Annotated in this window: 12 protein-coding genes and 1 pseudogene; 4 read left to right on the top strand and 9 right to left on the bottom strand. The window is 67.1% G+C overall.

The window, feature by feature from the left end; translation table 11 throughout:
* Positions 1-20 precede the first annotated feature (20 nt).
* Together LW136_RS01130 and LW136_RS01125 are read left to right on the top strand one after the other, a co-directional pair.
* Positions 21-917 carry a cache domain-containing protein gene (locus LW136_RS01130; protein WP_234174474.1) on the top strand — a complete coding sequence of 299 codons (897 nt, stop codon included), beginning with the start codon at positions 21-23 and terminating at the stop codon, positions 915-917.
* Positions 918-1,057: 140 nt separating this feature from the next.
* Positions 1,058-2,743 carry a Na/Pi cotransporter family protein gene (locus LW136_RS01125; RefSeq protein ID WP_234174473.1) on the top strand — a complete coding sequence of 562 codons (1,686 nt, stop codon included), beginning with the start codon at positions 1,058-1,060 and terminating at the stop codon, positions 2,741-2,743.
* Positions 2,744-2,759: 16 nt separating this feature from the next.
* On the opposite strand, the gene LW136_RS01120 is transcribed toward LW136_RS01125, so the two are convergent.
* From LW136_RS01120 to LW136_RS01100, 5 genes are all read right to left on the bottom strand, one after another.
* The gene (locus LW136_RS01120) at positions 2,760-3,782 is read right to left on the bottom strand and encodes an AbrB family transcriptional regulator (RefSeq protein WP_234174472.1); all 1,023 of its coding nucleotides are present in this window, start codon (positions 3,780-3,782) and stop codon (positions 2,760-2,762) included.
* Between the two features lies 1 nt (position 3,783).
* The gene (locus LW136_RS01115; protein WP_041015074.1) at positions 3,784-5,298 is read right to left on the bottom strand and encodes a tripartite tricarboxylate transporter permease; all 1,515 of its coding nucleotides are present in this window, start codon (positions 5,296-5,298) and stop codon (positions 3,784-3,786) included.
* A gap of 1 nt (position 5,299) precedes the next feature.
* Positions 5,300-5,743 (bottom strand): tripartite tricarboxylate transporter TctB family protein, encoded by a 444-nt coding sequence (locus LW136_RS01110; protein ID WP_023443992.1) that lies wholly within the window; start codon positions 5,741-5,743, stop codon positions 5,300-5,302.
* A 78-nt stretch (positions 5,744-5,821) separates the two neighbouring features.
* Positions 5,822-6,796 carry a Bug family tripartite tricarboxylate transporter substrate binding protein gene (locus tag LW136_RS01105; protein ID WP_234174471.1) on the bottom strand — a complete coding sequence of 325 codons (975 nt, stop codon included), beginning with the start codon at positions 6,794-6,796 and terminating at the stop codon, positions 5,822-5,824.
* Positions 6,797-6,823: 27 nt separating this feature from the next.
* Positions 6,824-8,086, bottom strand: coding sequence for an OprD family porin (locus tag LW136_RS01100; RefSeq protein ID WP_234174470.1), 1,263 nt, complete (start codon positions 8,084-8,086; stop codon positions 6,824-6,826).
* 181 nt (positions 8,087-8,267) lie between these two features.
* On the opposite strand from LW136_RS01100, the gene LW136_RS01095 reads away from it, so the two are divergent.
* The gene (locus LW136_RS01095; RefSeq protein WP_014818677.1) at positions 8,268-8,939 is read left to right on the top strand and encodes a response regulator; all 672 of its coding nucleotides are present in this window, start codon (positions 8,268-8,270) and stop codon (positions 8,937-8,939) included.
* The gene (locus LW136_RS01090; RefSeq protein WP_234174469.1) at positions 8,932-10,332 is read left to right on the top strand and encodes a sensor histidine kinase; all 1,401 of its coding nucleotides are present in this window, start codon (positions 8,932-8,934) and stop codon (positions 10,330-10,332) included. Before LW136_RS01095 ends, LW136_RS01090 begins: the two co-directional genes overlap by 8 nt.
* A gap of 14 nt (positions 10,333-10,346) precedes the next feature.
* Here LW136_RS01090 and LW136_RS01085 read toward each other — a convergent pair whose 3' ends face one another.
* The 4 genes and pseudogenes from LW136_RS01085 to LW136_RS01070 all read right to left on the bottom strand — a co-directional run bounded on the left by LW136_RS01085 (position 10,347) and on the right by LW136_RS01070 (position 16,114).
* The gene (locus LW136_RS01085) at positions 10,347-11,774 is read right to left on the bottom strand and encodes a sensor domain-containing diguanylate cyclase (protein ID WP_234174468.1); all 1,428 of its coding nucleotides are present in this window, start codon (positions 11,772-11,774) and stop codon (positions 10,347-10,349) included.
* Positions 11,775-11,853: 79 nt separating this feature from the next.
* A pseudogene (locus LW136_RS01080) lies at positions 11,854-12,183 on the bottom strand (7TMR-DISMED2 domain-containing protein); the annotation flags it as partial.
* A gap of 291 nt (positions 12,184-12,474) precedes the next feature.
* On the bottom strand, positions 12,475-14,397 hold the full coding sequence (locus LW136_RS01075) for a sensor domain-containing diguanylate cyclase (protein WP_234174467.1): 1,923 nt from the start codon (positions 14,395-14,397) through the stop codon (positions 12,475-12,477).
* Between the two features lie 130 nt (positions 14,398-14,527).
* On the bottom strand, positions 14,528-16,114 hold the full coding sequence (locus tag LW136_RS01070) for a methyl-accepting chemotaxis protein (protein WP_234174466.1): 1,587 nt from the start codon (positions 16,112-16,114) through the stop codon (positions 14,528-14,530).
* Positions 16,115-16,193: the final 79 nt, after the last annotated feature.

The raw sequence follows: 16,193 nt of genomic DNA, 5'->3' as shown, positions 1-16,193 counted from the left end.
CATCAGGTCAGGAGTCGTTCATGAACCGGAACCGCAAGAAGCTGCTCGCCCTTTCCCTATCCGCCACGCTGGGCGCCGTGCCGCTGCTTCTGCACGCACAGGAGCCAGCCCAGCAGCGAACGCTCGGCTCGGTGGAGCGCAGCCACGCCAGCCAGGCCCGCGGCCTGCTCGACCAGGCCGTGCTGACCTTCCAGGCCAAGGGCCCGGAGCAGGCACTGGCCGCCTTCAACGACCGCAACGGTGAATTCGTCCACGGCCAGTACTACATCTTCGTGCTCGGCGAGGACGGCACCATGCAGGCCAGCAGCGGCCCTTCCGCCAGCCTGGTCGGACTGAACGTCGCTGAACTCAAGGATGCCGCCGGCAAATCCTTTATGCGTGAAATCCTCGACAAGTCGGCCAAGCAGGACAGCGGCGAAGTCGAGTACCAGTGGCTCAACCCGGCCGACAACAAGGTCGAGAACAAGATCAGCCAGTTCCGCAAGATCGGCGACCACGTGCTCTGCGTTGGTTACTACATCCCGCGTGCCACCGCCGAGCACGCCAAGGCGCTGCTCGACCGCGCCGTGCAGCAGGTCAAGGACAAGGGTGCCGAGGCCGCCTTCCGCAACTTCAACGACCCGCGTGGAGGCTTCGTCTTCAACGACGAGTACGTCTTCGCCATCGGCCTGGATGACGGTCGCTACCGCGCCAGCGGCAGCTCGCCGAACCTGGTGGGTGTCGATGTGCGCAACGTCAACGATGCCGCCGGCAAGCCGCTGTTCAAGGAGATGATCGAACTGGCCCGCAAGCAGGGCTCCGGCAGCGTCGACTACGTCTGGCGCAACCCCGCGACCAACGCGGTCGAGCAGAAGCACACGCTGATCCAGCGCGTCGACGACGTACTTCTCGGTGTCGGCTACTACACCCGCCCCTGAGGATCGGGCGAAACGGGCTTTATGACGTTTCGGTGAACGGGGCCGGCGGGCCAGGGTCAATCGAGTATCCCCGGTAAAGCGCTGCGTCCTTGTGACGCAGGCTTTCGTCGTTGTTGCTCGCCGGGGCAGGAGCCCGATCGATGCTGACCCTGTTGCACCTGCTGTCGTCCATTGCCCTGCTGGTCTGGGGTACGCATATCGTGCGTACCGGGATCATGCGGGTGTATGGCTCGCACCTGCGACGGGCGCTCGGCCAGAGCATGGGCAACGCGCCGCTGGCTTTCGGTGCCGGCATCGGCGTCACCGCGCTGGTGCAGAGCAGCAATGCCACCGCGCTGCTGGCCATCTCCTTTGTCGCCCAGGGTCTGATGGCGCTGCCCACGGCGCTGGCAATCATGCTCGGCGCGGATGTCGGCACTGCGCTGATGGCCCGCGTGCTGACCCTCGATCTTTCCTGGCTGTCGCCGCTGCTGACGCTGCTCGGCGTCTGCCTGTTCCTCTCGCGCAAACAGACCCGCGTCGGCCAGATAGGCCGCGTGCTGATCGGCCTCGGGCTGATCATTCTCGCCCTGCAGTTGATCGTGCACGCCGCCGAGCCGATCACCGAGGCGCGCGGCATGCAGGTGCTGTTCTCCTCGCTGGCTGGCGACACCCTGCTCGCGGTGCTGGTGGGCGCGCTGTTCGCCGTGCTGTCGTATTCCAGCCTCGCCGCGGTGCTGCTGACCTCGACGCTGGCCGGTGCCGGCCTGATCAGCCTGCCGGTGGCGCTGGGCCTGGTGATCGGCGCCAACATCGGCAGCGGCCTGTTCGCCTGGTTCAACGCCAGCCTGCAGCCGGCTTCGGCACGCCGCGTGGCGCTGGGCAACCTGCTGTACAAGCTGGCCGGGCTGATCGTGCTGCCGTTTCTCGGCATGCTGGTGGCCTGGATGGACACCCTGGGTGTCAGCGCACAGACCCAGGTGATCGGCTTTCACCTGATCTACAACAGCCTGCGCTGCGTGATCCTGCTGCCCACCGTGAAGCCGATGGCGCAATTGTGTGAATACCTGCTGCCGGAGCGTGCGCTGGACAACGGCGTGGCACAGCCGCGGCACCTCGACCCCGCGGCGCTGGATACGCCAAGCCTGGCGCTGGCCAATGCGGTCCGCGAAACCCTGCGCATTGGCGACATGGTGGAGCTGATGCTGGCGCGGCTGCTGGAGGTGCTGCGCGAAGACCGACCGGAGCCCGGCGACGAGATTCGCCGCCTGGACGATGACGTCGACGCGCTCTACAGCGGCGTGAAGCTCTACCTGGCGCAGATGCCGCGCGAAGACCTCGCCGAGCAGGAGGGCCGGCGCTGGGCGGAGATCATCGAGCTGGCGATCAACCTGGAACAGGCCGGCGACATCATCGAGCACATGGTGAGCAAGGTGCAGAACCTGAAGACGTCCAAGCGCCGCTCCTTCTCCGACAGCGGGCTGGAGGAACTTGGCCAGCTGCATGCCCAGCTGAGCACCAACCTGCGGCTGGGGTTGTCGGTCTTCATCTCCGGCGATTCCCATAGCGCCCGCCAGCTGCTGCAGCAGAAACGCCAGTTCCGCAAGCTCGAGCGCGAACTGGCGCACTCCCACGTGCAGCGCCTGCACCAGCAGGTGGTGGAGAGCATCGAGACCAGCGCCGCGCACCTGGAGCTGATTGCCGACATGAAACGCCTCAATTCACTGTTCTGCAGCGCCGCCTATCCGGCGCTGGAAGGTCCCGGCGGCAACAAGGCGCGCACAGCCGGCGAAGCGCCACGGGAGGTGATATCCGGAGAGCCTCACCTGCCGGGACGGCCGGCCTGATCCAGGGCCACTTCGGTCAGCAAGCGCGGCGTTGCCAGAGGCGAAACAACGGCTCGGCGAGAAACATCACCAGAAACAGCCTTAGCACCTGCACAGCGGTGACCAGCGCCACCGACAGCTGCAGCGCTTCCGCGGTAAGGCACAGCTCGGTAATGCCGCCGGGCATCATGCCGAGCATCAGCGACACCTCGTCCAGCGCGGTCATCCAGCCCAGCGCGCCGCCCAGCGCGGCAGCGAACAGCATCGCCAGCAGGGTGAACAGCAGAATGCGCAGCAGGAACGCCGGCGCACTGCGAAAGAACGGCCGGTCGAAATGACAGGCCAGTGAGCAGCCGATCAACCACTGGCCGAGCGCGCCGGCCCAGCCCGGCAGGCCGATGTGCAGGTCGAACGCCACACTGGCCAGCGCGCAGGCGGTCAGCGGGCCGAGCATCCACGGATTGGGCTGGTTCAGCCGTTGCCAGAGCAGCGCCAGCAGACCGCCCGCCGGCAGCAGCAGCGCCAACCAGGGCCAGTTCACCGGCGCTGGCGCTGGCGCCTCCATCGACGGCAGGCCCCAGGTGAACAGCGCCGGCACGATCAGTACCACCAGCAGCAGGCGCAGGCTGTGCGCCGCCGCCACCCGCGCCGGTTCGGCCTGGTGCCGGTTGGCCAGCACCACCATCTCGCTGGCGCCTCCGGGCATGCTGGCGAAGAACGCGGTGGCGCGGTCGGTGCCGCTGCGCAGCAGGATGAAGAGGCCGATCAGGCCTAGCAGCAGCGTGCCGACCGCGCCGGCGAGGATCACGCCGAGATGCGCCAGCACCTGCTGCATGACCTCGCTGGTGAAGTGCAGGCCGATGGCGCTGGCGACGATCCATTGCCCGACCTGACGGCCGCGCGGCACCTCGCTCACCAGCCAGCCGCTGCAGCGCACGGCGATCACCGCCAGTAGCGAGCCGATCATCCACGGCAGCGGCCAGTTGGCCAGAGTTGCCAACCAGCCGCCGACCGCACCGATCAGCGGCGTTGCCCACCAGGCCGGCAGCCGCCGATGCATGTCAGGCCTGTGCCTCGACCACGTTGCCGCGACGGCGCTTGAGGTACCAGCGCAGCGCCGGCATACCGAGCATCGCCACGGTCAGCGCCCACAACGCCAGGGTGATCGGGCTGCCCCAGAGGATGCCCAGCTCGCCGTTGGAGATCGACAGCGCGCGGCGCAGGTTGTCTTCCATCATCTCGCCGAGGACGAAACCGAGGATCAGCGCCGACAGCGGGAAGTCCAGCTTGCGCAGCAGGTAGCCGAACACGCCGAGGCCGACCATCAGCACCAGGTCGAAGGTGGTGCTGTGTACCGAGTAAACGCCGACCATGCTGATCACGGTGATCGCCGGCACCAGCACCCAGTTCGGCACGGCGAGCATGCGCGAGAACAGGCCGACCAGCGGGATGTTCATCACCAGCAGGATCACGTTGCCGATGAACAGCGAGGCGATCAGGCCCCAGACCACGTCCGGCTGCTGTTCGAACAACAGCGGGCCCGGGGTGATGTTGTACAGCGTCAGCGCGCCGATCATCACCGCGGTGGTGCCCGAACCCGGCACGCCGAGGGTCAGCATGGGAATCAGCGAACCGCAGGCCGAGGCGTTGTTGGCGGCTTCCGGTGCCGCCAGGCCGCGCAGGTCGCCATCGCCGAAGCGGCCCTTGTCGCCGGCCATGCGCTTCTCGCTCATGTAGGTCATGGCGCTGGCGATGGTCGCCCCGGCGCCCGGCAGCGTGCCGATGACGAAGCCGGCCACGGCGCTGCGCACCATGGTCCAGAAGGTCAGGCAGAACTCCTTGAAGTTGAACAGCAGCCGGCCACTGGCCTTCACCGCCTTCTGCCCGCTGTGGGTCTTTTCCAGCATCAGCAGTATCTCGCTGACGCTGAAGAAACCGATCACCACGATGACGAACTGGATGCCATCCGACAGGCTGACGCTGCCGAAGGTGAAGCGATAGACGCCGGTAGTGGAGTCGACACCGACGGTGGCCAGGGCCAGGCCCATCAGCGCGGCCATCAGCGTCTTCACCGGCTTGTCGCCGACCATGCCGCCAAGGCACGCGATGGCGAAGATCATCAGCACGAAGTACTCCGCCGGGCCGAAGGCCACTGCCCACTTGGCCAGCAGCGGGGCGAACAGCACCACCCCGCAGGTGGCGATGGTGCTGCCGATAAAGGAGCTGACCGCGGACAGCGACAGCGCGATTCCAGCCTTGCCCTGGCGCGCCAGCGGGTAGCCGTCGAGGGTGGTCATCACCGCGGCAGCATCACCCGGCACGTTGAGCAGGATCGCCGAGATGCGGCCACCGTATTCGCAGCCCAGGTACACGGCGGCGAGCAGGATCAGTGCGGTCTCCGGCGGCAGGCCGAGGGCGAAGGCCAGCGGCAGCAGCAGCGCCACGCCGTTGATCGGACCGAGGCCCGGCAGCAGGCCGACCACGGTGCCGACGAAGGCGCCGAACAGCGCCACCAGCAGGTTGGTCGGTCGCGTGGCGACATCGAAGCCCTGCATCAAGAAATTCAGTGTTTCCATTTCAGCTCTCCAGCAGACGCAGCAGGCCAAGCGGCAGCGGCACGTCCAGCAGGTAATCGAACAGCCCGTAGAGCAGCACGCCAAGCAGCGCACCGCTGATCACGCTGGGCCACAGGCGACCGTTGAACAGCAGACCGAGGGCGAAACCGGCCAGGGCGGTGCTGATGACGAAACCCAGGGTTTCGAACAGCAGCGCGTAGGCCAGCAGGGCCAGCACGCACAGCACGGCGCGCTGCGCCTTGGGCCGATCGAACGCCGGCGTCGGCTCACCGTGCGGCTTGAACAGCAGCCACGCCGCACCACAGGCCATCAGCAACAGCAGCAGCAACGGGTAGGCGCGCGGCCCGACCGGGTCGTAGGCAAAGGGCGCCTCGAAGCCCCAGGCGAGCAGGGCGAGGCCGGCGCAGGCGAGCAGCCACGCCGCGGCGAAGACACGTACGTACATGACGGGATACCTCAGGGATTCGGCGATCCGGCAGCTGCCGGGTCGACCGTGCGGCCCGCGAACGCGGGCCGGTTCGCGTTACTTGACCAGGCCGAACTCGCCGGCCAGCGCCTTGTAGTCCTGCACCTGCTTCTTGACGAAGGCCTCCAGCTCATCGCCGGTCATCGACAGCGGGAACAGGTCGCGCTGTTCGCGCAGCTTGGCGAAGTCCTCGTCGGCGAGCAGGGTGTCGAACCGGGTCTTCCACCAGTTGAAGTTCTCGTCAGGCACTTCCGGCCCCATGTAGAAGCCGCGGATCACCGGCCAGCTGATGTCGTAGCCCTGTTCCCTGGCAGTAGGAATGTCGGCCAGCTTGCCCGGCAGACGCTCGTCGGACAGCACGGCGAGGATGCGGATCTTGCCGGCGTCGAGCTGCGGGGTGACTTCGCCGAGGCCGCTGGAAGTGACCTGCACATGGCCGCCGAGCATGGCGGTGAGCGTTTCGCCGCCGCCCTCGAAGGCGACGTAGCGCAGCTTCTTCGGATCGACACCGGCAGCGCGGGCGATCAGCGCGGTCTGCATCCAGTCCTGACCGCCGATGGTGGCGCCGGCGCCGAACACCACGCTGCCCGGGTCCTTCTTCACCGCGGCAATCAGCTCGTCGAGGTTCTTGTACGGCGCGTCGGCACGTACCGAGATGGCGCCGTAATCAGTGCCGACCGCGGAGAGCCAGCGCACGGCGTTCTCGTCGTAGCGACCGAACTTGCCCTGGGCGAGGTTGAGCAGCGAGCCGCTGGAGAAGGCGGTGATGGTGCCGGCTTCCGCCGCACGCTGGGCAACCACCGCGTTATAGGCCACCGCGCCGACGCCGCCGGGCATGTAGGTGACGCGCATCGGTGCTTTGAGCAGGCCGCTGTCCTTCAGGCCGCTCTGGGCCAGCTTGCAGGTCAGGTCGAAACCGCCGCCGGGCTTGGCCGGGGCGATGCACTCGGGGCGCTTGGGTTCGGCCAGCAGCTGGCTCGAGAGCAGCAGGCAGGACGACAGCAGGGCGAAACGGCTGAGTCTGGTTTTCATCGGGTAGTCCTCGCGTTCTTGTTCTGTTTACCAGATCGGCAGGCTGTAGCTGACGATCAGACGGTTCTCGTCGGCATCACGGGCGAAGTCGGAGCGGTACATCGCGTTGCGCCAGCGCAGCGCGACGTTCTTCAGCGGGCCGCTCTGCACCACGTACTTGAACTCGAAGTCGCGTTCCCACTCGCTGCCGTTGTTGCCGCCGCTGTACTCGGCGTTGTCGCCGGAGATGTAGCGGGTCAGGAAGGTCAGCCCGGGAATGCCCATGGCGGCGAAGTTGTAGTCGTAACGGGCCTGCCAGGAACGCTCGTCGGCGTTGGCGAAGTCGTTGATCTGCACGAAGTTGACCAGGAACGGATCACCGCCGTCGATGTAGGCGTAGCCGGTATCGCCGCGCATCTGCTGGTAGCCGACGCTGACCTTGTGCCCGCCCAGGCTGTAGCCGAGCATGCCGTTCCAGGCCTGGTTATCGATCTTGCCGGCATTCGCCGCGCCGGTGTCGTCGCTGAGCATCACCCGCAGGTCCGCACTCAGCGCGGAGTTGTCGCTCAGCGGCCTGTTCGCCAGCAGGCCGAAGAAGTGCTGGCGGTACACGTCATCCAGCTCGCCGTAGTAGTAGCGCCCGGTGAGGTTCTCGTTGAAGGCGTATTCGGCACCGGCGAAGGTCAGGTTGTCCGCCTCGGCGGCGCTGGCGAAGCGGCCGTTCTTGTTGTTCAGCTGCAGGTCCTGGGAGTTGGTCGAGGAGCGGTCGATCACCTTGTCGAGACGGCCGCCGGTGAGGGTCAGGCCATCGATATCGGTCGAGGTGACGGTGGCGCCTTCGAACACCTGCGGCAGCGTGCGACTGTCGCTGGCCTTGACTACCGGCGTCTCCGGAATGTGCGAGCCATAGCGCAGTTCGGTCTCGCCGATCTTGGCCTTGGCGGTCAGACCCAGGCGGCTGAACTCGTCCGGCGTGCTGCCATCGTCGTGCACCGGCAAGAGGTCGGTGCCAGCGCGGCCGCCACCGGAATCCAGCTTGACGCCGAGCATGCCCAGGGCATCGAGGCCGACGCCGACGGTGCCTTCGGTGAAGCCCGACTGGACGTCGAGGATGAAGCCCTGGGTCCATTCTTCACGCTTGGACTGGCCGATGCCTTCGCGGAAATCGCGGTTCAGGTAGATGTTGTGGGTCTGCAGGGTCGCGCTGCTGTCTTCGATGAATGCGGCCTGGGCCATGGGTGCCAGCGAGGCGGCGGCAACGGCCAAAGCGAGACGGGCAGGAGCGAGTGAACGTCTGACGGCAGTCAGCATCGGGGTATCTCCACTATTGTTTTTGTTGTGACGGCGCATGCGCCGCGCGTGGTGGTTCGAGCCACCCGCGAGCGATCCTAGGCGGTCAAGCTTTCGCCAGCCTTTCAGCGCTGAAAGCCAGCAGCGGCGTGAAAGTTCTGCCGCTACACTGGCGCTCCGTCGCCATCGCAGAGGACAGGCAATGCGAATTCTTCTGGTCGAGGACCACCCCCAGCTGGCCGAAAGCGTGGCGCAGGCAATGCGCGCCGCCGGCTGGACCGTGGACCTGCTGCACGATGGCGTCGCCGCCGACCTGGCGCTGGCCAGCGAGGACTACGCGCTGGCGATTCTCGACGTCGGCCTGCCACGGCTCGACGGCTTTCAGGTGCTGGCGCGCCTGCGCGAGCGCGGCAAGACGCTGCCGGTACTGATGCTCACCGCGCGTGGCGAGGTCAGTGATCGCGTGCACGGGCTCAACCTCGGCGCCGACGACTACCTGGCCAAGCCGTTCGAACTGTCCGAGCTGGAAGCACGGGTCAAGGCGCTGCTGCGGCGCAGCGTCGGCGGCGGCGAACGCCAGCAGCGTTGCGGCGCGCTGGTCTACGATCTGGATGCGCGGCGCTTCAGCCTGGCCGACGAGCCACTGACGCTGACCTCCCGCGAGCAGGGCGTGCTGGAAGCGCTGATCGCCCGCCCCGGTCGGGTGATGAGCAAGGATCAGCTGGCCGCCCAGGTATTCGGCCTGGACGAGGATGCCAGCGCCGACGCCATCGAGATCTACATCCACCGCCTGCGCAAGAAGCTCGAGGGCCAGCCGGTGCGCATCGTCACCTTCCGCGGCCTCGGCTACCTGCTCGAGGCGCTCGATGGCTGAGAAAGCGCTCGCCGGCAGCCTGCGCGCGCGGCTGCTGCGGCGGCTGGCGATCCTGCTCGCGCTGCTGTTGCTGTTCGGCGGCCTGAGCGCCTACTGGAACGGCCGCGCCGCCGCCGATACCGCCTACGACCGCACCCTGCTCGCCTCGGCCCGGGCCATCGCCGATGGCCTGGTCACCCATGAAGGCGTGCTGCGCGCCAACGTGCCCTACGTGGCGCTGGACACCTTCGCCTACGACAGCGCCGGGCGCATCTACTATCAGGTGCTGGACCTCAAGGGGCGCCTGGTCAGCGGCTACGAGAACCTGCCGGCGCCCGCTGCCGACGTCCCGCGCACCGACGACTACCCCGCGCTGGCGCGCTTCTACGACGGCGAGTTCCAGGGCCAGGGCGTGCGCCTGGTCAGCCTGCTGCAGCCGGTCAGCGAACCGGAGCTCAACGGCATCGCCGAGATCCGCGTGGCCGAAACCCTCGGCGCCCGCGAGCGCATGGCGCGCAGCCTGCTGACCGACACCCTGTGGCGCGTCGGCCTGCTGGCGGTTGCCGCGCTGGTGCTGGTGTGGCTGGCGGTCAGTGCCGCGCTGCGACCGCTGGGGCAGCTCAGCGAAGCGGTGCAGGAGCGCGCACCGGATGACCTGCGGCCGCTGCCGCTGATCAGCGTGCAACGCGAGCTGAGGCCGCTGGTGGCGGCGCTCAACGGATTCACCGAGCGCCTGCGCGGGCAGTTCGAACGCCAGGCGCGCTTCATCGCCGATGCCTCCCACGAGTTGCGCACGCCGCTGGCGGCGCTCAAGGCGCGGATCGAGCTGGGCCTGCGCGAAGCCGAACCGGCGGTCTGGCGCAGCACCCTGGAGGACGCCGGACAGAGCACTGACAAGGTCATCCACCTGGCCAACCAGCTGCTCTCGCTGGCGCGCATCGAAAGCGGCGCGCAATCCATCGCCGAAGGCGGCGCGCAGCGCCTGGACCTGTCGCAGCTGGCCCGTGAGCTGGGCCTGGCGATGGCCGCGCTGGCGCACAAGCGCGGCGTCGCCCTGGCGCTGGAGGCCGAGGCACCGGTATGGATCGACGGCGAGCCGACGCTGATCAGCGAACTGCTGAGCAACCTGCTGGACAACGCGCTGGCGCATACCGGCGACGGCGGCAACGTGGTGCTGCGGGTGCTCGACGGCGCCGTGCTGGAGGTGGAGGACGACGGCCCAGGTATTCCGGCCACCGAGCGCGATCGCGTCTTCGCGCGCTTCTACCGCCGCGACACCGGCGGCCATGGTGCCGGCCTCGGGCTGGCCATCGTCGGCGAAATCGTCCGCGCCCACCGCGCCGAGATCAGCCTCGATCAGGGTGCGCTGGGCGGATTGCTGGTGCGGGTGCGCTTCATACCGGCTGAGGGCTGAGGGGCGGCCGCGCCTCAGGCAAACACGGTCGCGCCATCCGACCCGAGGTCGGCGGCCTCGACCACGCAATTGCGGCCGCTGCGCTTGGCCTCATAGAGCGCACGGTCTGCCGCACTGAGCAACTCCAGCGGCGACGCCGCGGCTTGCGGATCGAGCGTAGCCACGCCAAAGCTGATGGTCAGACTGACGCGCTCGCCGTCGCAGTCGAGCTCAAGCCGCTCGACATCCTGCCGCATCCGCTCGGCCAGCAGCACCGCCTGCGGCCCGCCGGTTGCCGGCAGCGTGATGACGAACTCCTCACCACCGTAACGCGCCGCGAGATCACCGGCTCGCTGGCAATGTTGCTGGAGTACCGCCGCGACCCGGCGCAGGCACTCGTCGCCGAACGGATGGCCGTAGCTGTCGTTGACTCGCTTGAAGTGATCGATGTCGCCCAGCAGGACCGTCAACGGCGCGCCGTTGCGGCGTCCGCGACGGACCTCGTCTTCGAGTAGCTGATCGAACTGGCGGCGATTGGCGAGGTGCGTCAACGGATCGGTGGAGCTCAGTCTGAGCAGCTCGGCATTCGCCAGCTCGAGACCGTGACGGACGTCCTCGAGCGCCTTGGTGCGCGCCACTACGCGCGTTTCCAGCTCCTCATTGGCACGCTGTTGGATCAGCAGTGCCTGTTGCTTGGCCTGCAGGTGCTGCTCGCGTTCGTCGGCCAGGCTGCGCGAGGTCTCCAGCGCCAGCTGCTGGGCGGCGATGCGTTGATCGCGCTCCAGGTTGATCCGTTCGGCAAGCGCCATCGATAGCAGCACGAACTCGATGAACATGCCTACCAGCTGGCCATGCAGCGTCAGGCGATTGAGTGGCATGTAGCCCCACAGCGCCAGAAGGTGAATGACGGTGAAACCCAGCAGCGTTATCCAGGCGATGCTGAACAGCCGCGCCGATACGTTGCCACGGGCCCACAACGTGAGCGTCACCGCCAGGCTGATCAGGCAGTAGGGCAGCGCCACGTATTCCATGAACAGCCAGTGTGCATGCTCCGGAACCAGCAGCACCGCCAACAGCACCGTGATCCAGTAGCAGCCCAGCACCCAGGTGATGTGCCAGACCCAGCCGCCGTACTTGCGAACCTGCAGAAAGCGTACGACGAAAAGCAGCGGAGTAAGGAAGCACAGGGTTGCCGACAGCGTGTAGAAGCGCGCCGAGAACGGCGGTGCGCCGGGCCACAACACCAGCTGGCCGAAGCCGCTCATGGTGCCGACGTAGAACATTGCGCTGAGCAGATACAGCACGTACAGCAGATAGCTGAGGTCGCGGGTGAAAATCAGCAGGCTCAGGTTGTACAGCACGATGACGATCATGCCGCCGAAGAACAGGCTGAACAGCGCCGTATCGAGCACCTTGCCCTCGATGAAGCTCGTCTCGTCGACCAGCTCCAGCGGCAGCACCATCAGCTCGCTGGCCTCCAGCTTGCAGATAGACCACCGCCTGCTCGCCGGGCTGCAGGCTCAGCGGGAAGACCAGGTTGTGATCGACCACCGGCCGCTGACTGACCGCCAGCGTATCGCCAGCGACCATGGGCTCACCCCATCGGTCCTGCCGCGGGTAGTAGACGCGCAGCGTAACGCGGTCGAGCACGGGCCACTTGAGCAACAGATACCAGCTGCTGGCATTTGCCTGGAGGTTGTGCACCGGGAATCGTAGCCATGCGCCTGCTGGCTGGCGGAGCAGATTGGGTACCTGCAGCGGCTGCCAACCCCGGTCGTCGCTGTGTGCCTGGTCGAAGCCAGCCTCCAGCCGGCCAAGCGCGTACTCCGGTTGGCCAACCTGCAGCCCGGGAGCGTGCCGGCTTTCGATCATCAGGCTGTCTTCGGCCATCGCCCGGCCCGGCGCAGCACCAAGCAGAAGCATGAAGCACAGGACCAGCAGTGCATTGAATGGCATCGATTTCTCATGGCCGGTAGCGCCGCCGGAATCGAGCCGGAAGCGCTTCGGAAGGACGTGTGGTATCGGCGCGGCCCCGCCGGGCGACCGGAGCCTGAAGCGGCTCATTGTATGTAACTTTTTGTATTTAGGCGCGCAGCGGGCGGTCCCTTTTTCAGGGCATGCCAGCGAGCCGCGCGGACCTCGCGCAGGACCGTTTCATACCGCTCAAGCGTTGAGGGCCGGAGTCTGCTCGCCAGCATTGACCTCAGCGGCCAGAGCCACTTGGTCGCGACCAGCGTTCTTGGCCTGATAGAGCGCCGCATCCGCCGCCGCCAGCAGATCGGCCGGCGCGACGAGCGAGGGGGTCAGCGTGGCGACGCCAAGGCTGATGGTCAGCGCCACCGGCTGTTCGCCATGCTGCAGCTGCAGGTGCGCGATCGTGCAGCGGATCGATTCTGCCAGGGCGACGGCCTGTTCGGCGTCGAGCCCCGGCAGCAGGACGACGAACTCCTCACCGCCATAGCGCGCCGCGACGTCGCCGGCGCGCTGGCAGTGGGCGGCGAGCACTGCCGCGACCTGGCGCAGGCACTCGTCACCGAAGGGGTGGCCGTAGCTGTCGTTGACCCGCTTGAAGTGATCGATATCGGCGAGCAACACAGACAGTGGGCTGCCGGCGCGCCGCGCGCGGCGGATTTCCTCGTCCAACAGACGATCGAAACGCCTGCGGTTGGCCAGCTGGGTCAGCGAATCGGTGGTGCTCAAGCGCATCAGTTCGGCATTGGCGGCTTCCAGGCCGTGGCGGACTTCTTCCAGCGCACGGGTGCGTTCGTACACCCGCGCTTCGAGTACCTCGTTGGCGCGCAGTTGCAGATCCAGCGCCTCCTGCTTGGCCTGCAAGCGCAGTGCGCGCTCCTCGGCCAGCGATTCCGAGGCGTGCAATGCCAGTTGCTGCGCGGCGATGCGCCGGTTGCGCTCGACGTTGATGCGCTCGGCCAGCGCCATGGATAGCAGCACGAACTCGGCGAACATGCCGATCAGCTGGCCATTCAGCGTCCAGGCATTGAGTGGCAAGGTGCCGTTGAGCGCCAGCAGGTTGACCACGGTGAAGCCGAGCAAGGTGCTCCAGGCGATGCTGAACAGCCGCGCGGACGGATTGCCGCGCATCCACAGGTTGAGCGTCACGGCCATGGTCACGACGCAGTGCAGCAGCGCGACGCTGTCCATGAACAGATAGCGCGCCAGGGTCGGTGCCAGCAGCAGCATGAGCACGGCCACACCCCAGTAGCCGGTCAGGCTGATGGACACCGCCCAGACCCAGCCGCCATAGCGGCGTATGCCGAGAAAGCGCAGGGCGAACAGCATCGGCGTGAAGAAGCACAGCGCCGCGGAAAGGCCGTAGAAGCGTGCCGACAGCTCGGGGATTTCCGGCCAGAGGTAGAGCTGGCCGAAGCCGGTAATGGTCAGCACGTAGAACACCGCGCTGAGCAGGTAAAGCACGTAGAGGAAGTAGCTGCCGTCGCGGGTGAAGATCAGCAAGCTGCAGTTGTACAGCACGATCACCAGGATGCCGCCGAAGAACAGGCTGACCAGCGTGACGTCGCGAAGCTTGCCCTCGATCAGCTGCTTTTCGTCGATCAGCTCCAGCGGCAGGGCGAGGGTTTCCCTGGCCTGCAGCTGCAGATAGACCACCGCTCGCTCACCCGCCGGCAGCTCGAGTGGGTAGACGAAGTGATGGTCGGCCAGCGGTCGGCTGCTCAGTGCCACGGCATCCCCAGCCAGCATGGATTGCCCCCAGCGGTCGCTGTCCGGGTAATACAGGCGCACCGCGACGCGGTCGAGCACCGGCCATTTCAGCAGCAGGTACCAGCGCTTCGCGGCGTCGCCCGCGTTATGCAGCCGGAGGCGCAGCCAGGCACCGTCGCGCTGTTTGCCAAGGTTGGGTTTGTTCAGCCGCTGCCAGGGCAGATCCGCTGCGGCGACCTGGGTGAAATCCGCGTCCGGCCTGCCCAGCAGGTATTCCACTGCGCCGACCTGCAGCGTCGCCGCCCCCCTCGTCTGCAGCACCGGCGATGGCTCAGCCGCCATCGCGTTGCCGGTCCAGGGCAGCAACGTCAGGCAGGCGACCATCAGCAGTAAGGCGCGCATCATGTGGAATGCCTCGTCGGCGCGGCAATGGCCAGCGAAGTGCCAGCCAACCGGCGTCATTTAATAAGCGCCGACGAGTGCATGATGCCACTCTGATATCAACCTGTCCCGTACAAGCGACAGACTGCAGCGATCACGCCCGCCGCCGCGCCCAGAACTGTTGCACCAGCTCGAGCATGCCATCGGCCAGCTGGGCGACGCCGCAGGCGCTGCGCTGGCTGTGCAGACCGGTGGCAACGTGATTGTCCGAGCTGCCGCGGATGCTGACGATGCTCTGGGTGATCTCCTCGCTGGCCGAGCTTTGCTGATCCACCGCTGCGGCAATCTGGCTGCTCATGGCGCTGATCTCGTTGACCCGGCTGTTGATGCCGCCGAGCGAATGCTCGGCCTGGTCGGCATGGCTGACGCTGTGCTGCGCCTGCTCGCGGCTGCGCTGCATGACGTCCACGGCCTGGCGCGCACCGGCCTGCAGCGAGCCGATCATGCTCTGGATATCGGTGGTCGCGCTGGATGTGCGCGATGCCAGCTGACGCACCTCGTCGGCCACCACAGCGAAGCCGCGGCCCTGATCGCCGGCACGCGCCGCTTCGATGGCGGCATTGAGCGCGAGCAGGTTGGTTTGCTCGGCAATGCTGTGAATCACCTCGAGCACGCGGCTGATTTCCTGGCTGTGGCTTTCCAGCTGATGAATGACTTCGGCAGCCTGCTGGATGTCACCGGCCAGCCGCGTGATGCTGCTGCCGGTCAGGCCGACGATCTCCCGGCCGCTGGCCGCTTCGCTGTCCGCGCGGGCCGCCACCTCGGCCGTGCGCTGCGCGTTGAGGGCGACTTCCTGCACACTGGCGGTCATCTGCCGAATCGCCGTGGCGATCAGATCGGTTTCCTGCTGCTGGCGCGAGGCGCTTTCGGTACTGCCATGCATGGCACCGAGCAGGTCGCGGGCGTGGCTGCTGAGCTGGCGGCTGCAGTCGGCGATGCGCCCGACCATGGCGCCGGCTTCGGTTTCCAGCATCTTCATGGCGAAGGCGATCTCGCCGATCTCGTCACGGCGTCCGGTGTAGATCAACTGGCTGACCGGGTTGTGGCCGATGCGTCGCGCCTGGCGCGCCAGCTGCGTCAGCGGTGCGAGCGCCAGCGCCGCCAAGCCAGTGGCCACCGCACCGCCTAGCACGACCGCGGCGGCACCGGCGGCCAGCGGCGCACCGAGCAGCAACGCGCCGAGCGCCGAGCCTGCGGCACTGCCGAGGCCAGCCAGCAGCGCCACGCGGCCACGCAACCCGAGCCGCGAAGCGCGCAATGCGCCTGCGGCACGGCCCTCGCGCAGGCGTGCGTAAAGCACCTCGGCGGCGCGAATCTGTTCGGGCTGCGCGCGGGTCCGCACCGACTGGTATTCGACGACCTTGCCGTCGCGGCCGACGGGCGTGGCGAACGCGCTGACCCAGTAGTGATCGCCGTTCTTGCAGCGGTTCTTCACGATGCCCATCCACGACCTGTTCGCCTGCAGCGTTTGCCAGAGGTCGGCAAAGGCGGCCTCGGGCATGTCGGGGTGGCGCACGAGGTTGTGCGGCTCACCGAGCAGCTCGTCTTCGCTGAAGCCGGAAATCGCCACGAAATCCGGATTGGCGTAAGTGATGGTGCCGTTCAGATCGGTGGTGGACAGGATGTTCGCCGTCTCGCCGACCGTGACTTCGCGGCCGCTGACGGGAAGGTTGGTGCGCATAAACAGATCTTCCTTGGAAATGGGGTCTGAGTACGCGAGGCAGGTTCGGCGCCGCTTCTGTTGGCAGCGCTCGCATGGA

Origin of the sequence: Stutzerimonas kunmingensis (assembly GCF_021432085.1) — a bacterium.
Lineage (GTDB): Bacteria > Pseudomonadota > Gammaproteobacteria > Pseudomonadales > Pseudomonadaceae > Stutzerimonas.
This window is presented reverse-complemented; position numbering and strand designations above follow the sequence as displayed.

Excerpts from the sequence above, each read along its gene's own strand:
- LW136_RS01100 (WP_234174470.1), bottom strand. The coding sequence starts at position 8,086 with ATGCTGACTGCCGTCAGACGTTCACTCGCTCCTGCCCGTCTCGCTTTG.
- LW136_RS01130 (WP_234174474.1), top strand. The coding sequence starts at position 21 with ATGAACCGGAACCGCAAGAAGCTGCTCGCCCTTTCCCTATCCGCCACG.
- LW136_RS01090 (WP_234174469.1), top strand. The coding sequence starts at position 8,932 with ATGGCTGAGAAAGCGCTCGCCGGCAGCCTGCGCGCGCGGCTGCTGCGG.
- LW136_RS01070 (WP_234174466.1), bottom strand. The coding sequence starts at position 16,114 with ATGCGCACCAACCTTCCCGTCAGCGGCCGCGAAGTCACGGTCGGCGAG.
- LW136_RS01075 (WP_234174467.1), bottom strand. The coding sequence starts at position 14,397 with ATGATGCGCGCCTTACTGCTGATGGTCGCCTGCCTGACGTTGCTGCCC.
- LW136_RS01095 (WP_014818677.1), top strand. The coding sequence starts at position 8,268 with ATGCGAATTCTTCTGGTCGAGGACCACCCCCAGCTGGCCGAAAGCGTG.
- LW136_RS01085 (WP_234174468.1), bottom strand. The coding sequence starts at position 11,774 with ATGGTGCTGCCGCTGGAGCTGGTCGACGAGACGAGCTTCATCGAGGGC.
- LW136_RS01125 (WP_234174473.1), top strand. The coding sequence starts at position 1,058 with ATGCTGACCCTGTTGCACCTGCTGTCGTCCATTGCCCTGCTGGTCTGG.
- LW136_RS01120 (WP_234174472.1), bottom strand. The coding sequence starts at position 3,782 with ATGCATCGGCGGCTGCCGGCCTGGTGGGCAACGCCGCTGATCGGTGCG.
- LW136_RS01110 (WP_023443992.1), bottom strand. The coding sequence starts at position 5,743 with ATGTACGTACGTGTCTTCGCCGCGGCGTGGCTGCTCGCCTGCGCCGGC.
- LW136_RS01115 (WP_041015074.1), bottom strand. The coding sequence starts at position 5,298 with ATGGAAACACTGAATTTCTTGATGCAGGGCTTCGATGTCGCCACGCGA.
- LW136_RS01105 (WP_234174471.1), bottom strand. The coding sequence starts at position 6,796 with ATGAAAACCAGACTCAGCCGTTTCGCCCTGCTGTCGTCCTGCCTGCTG.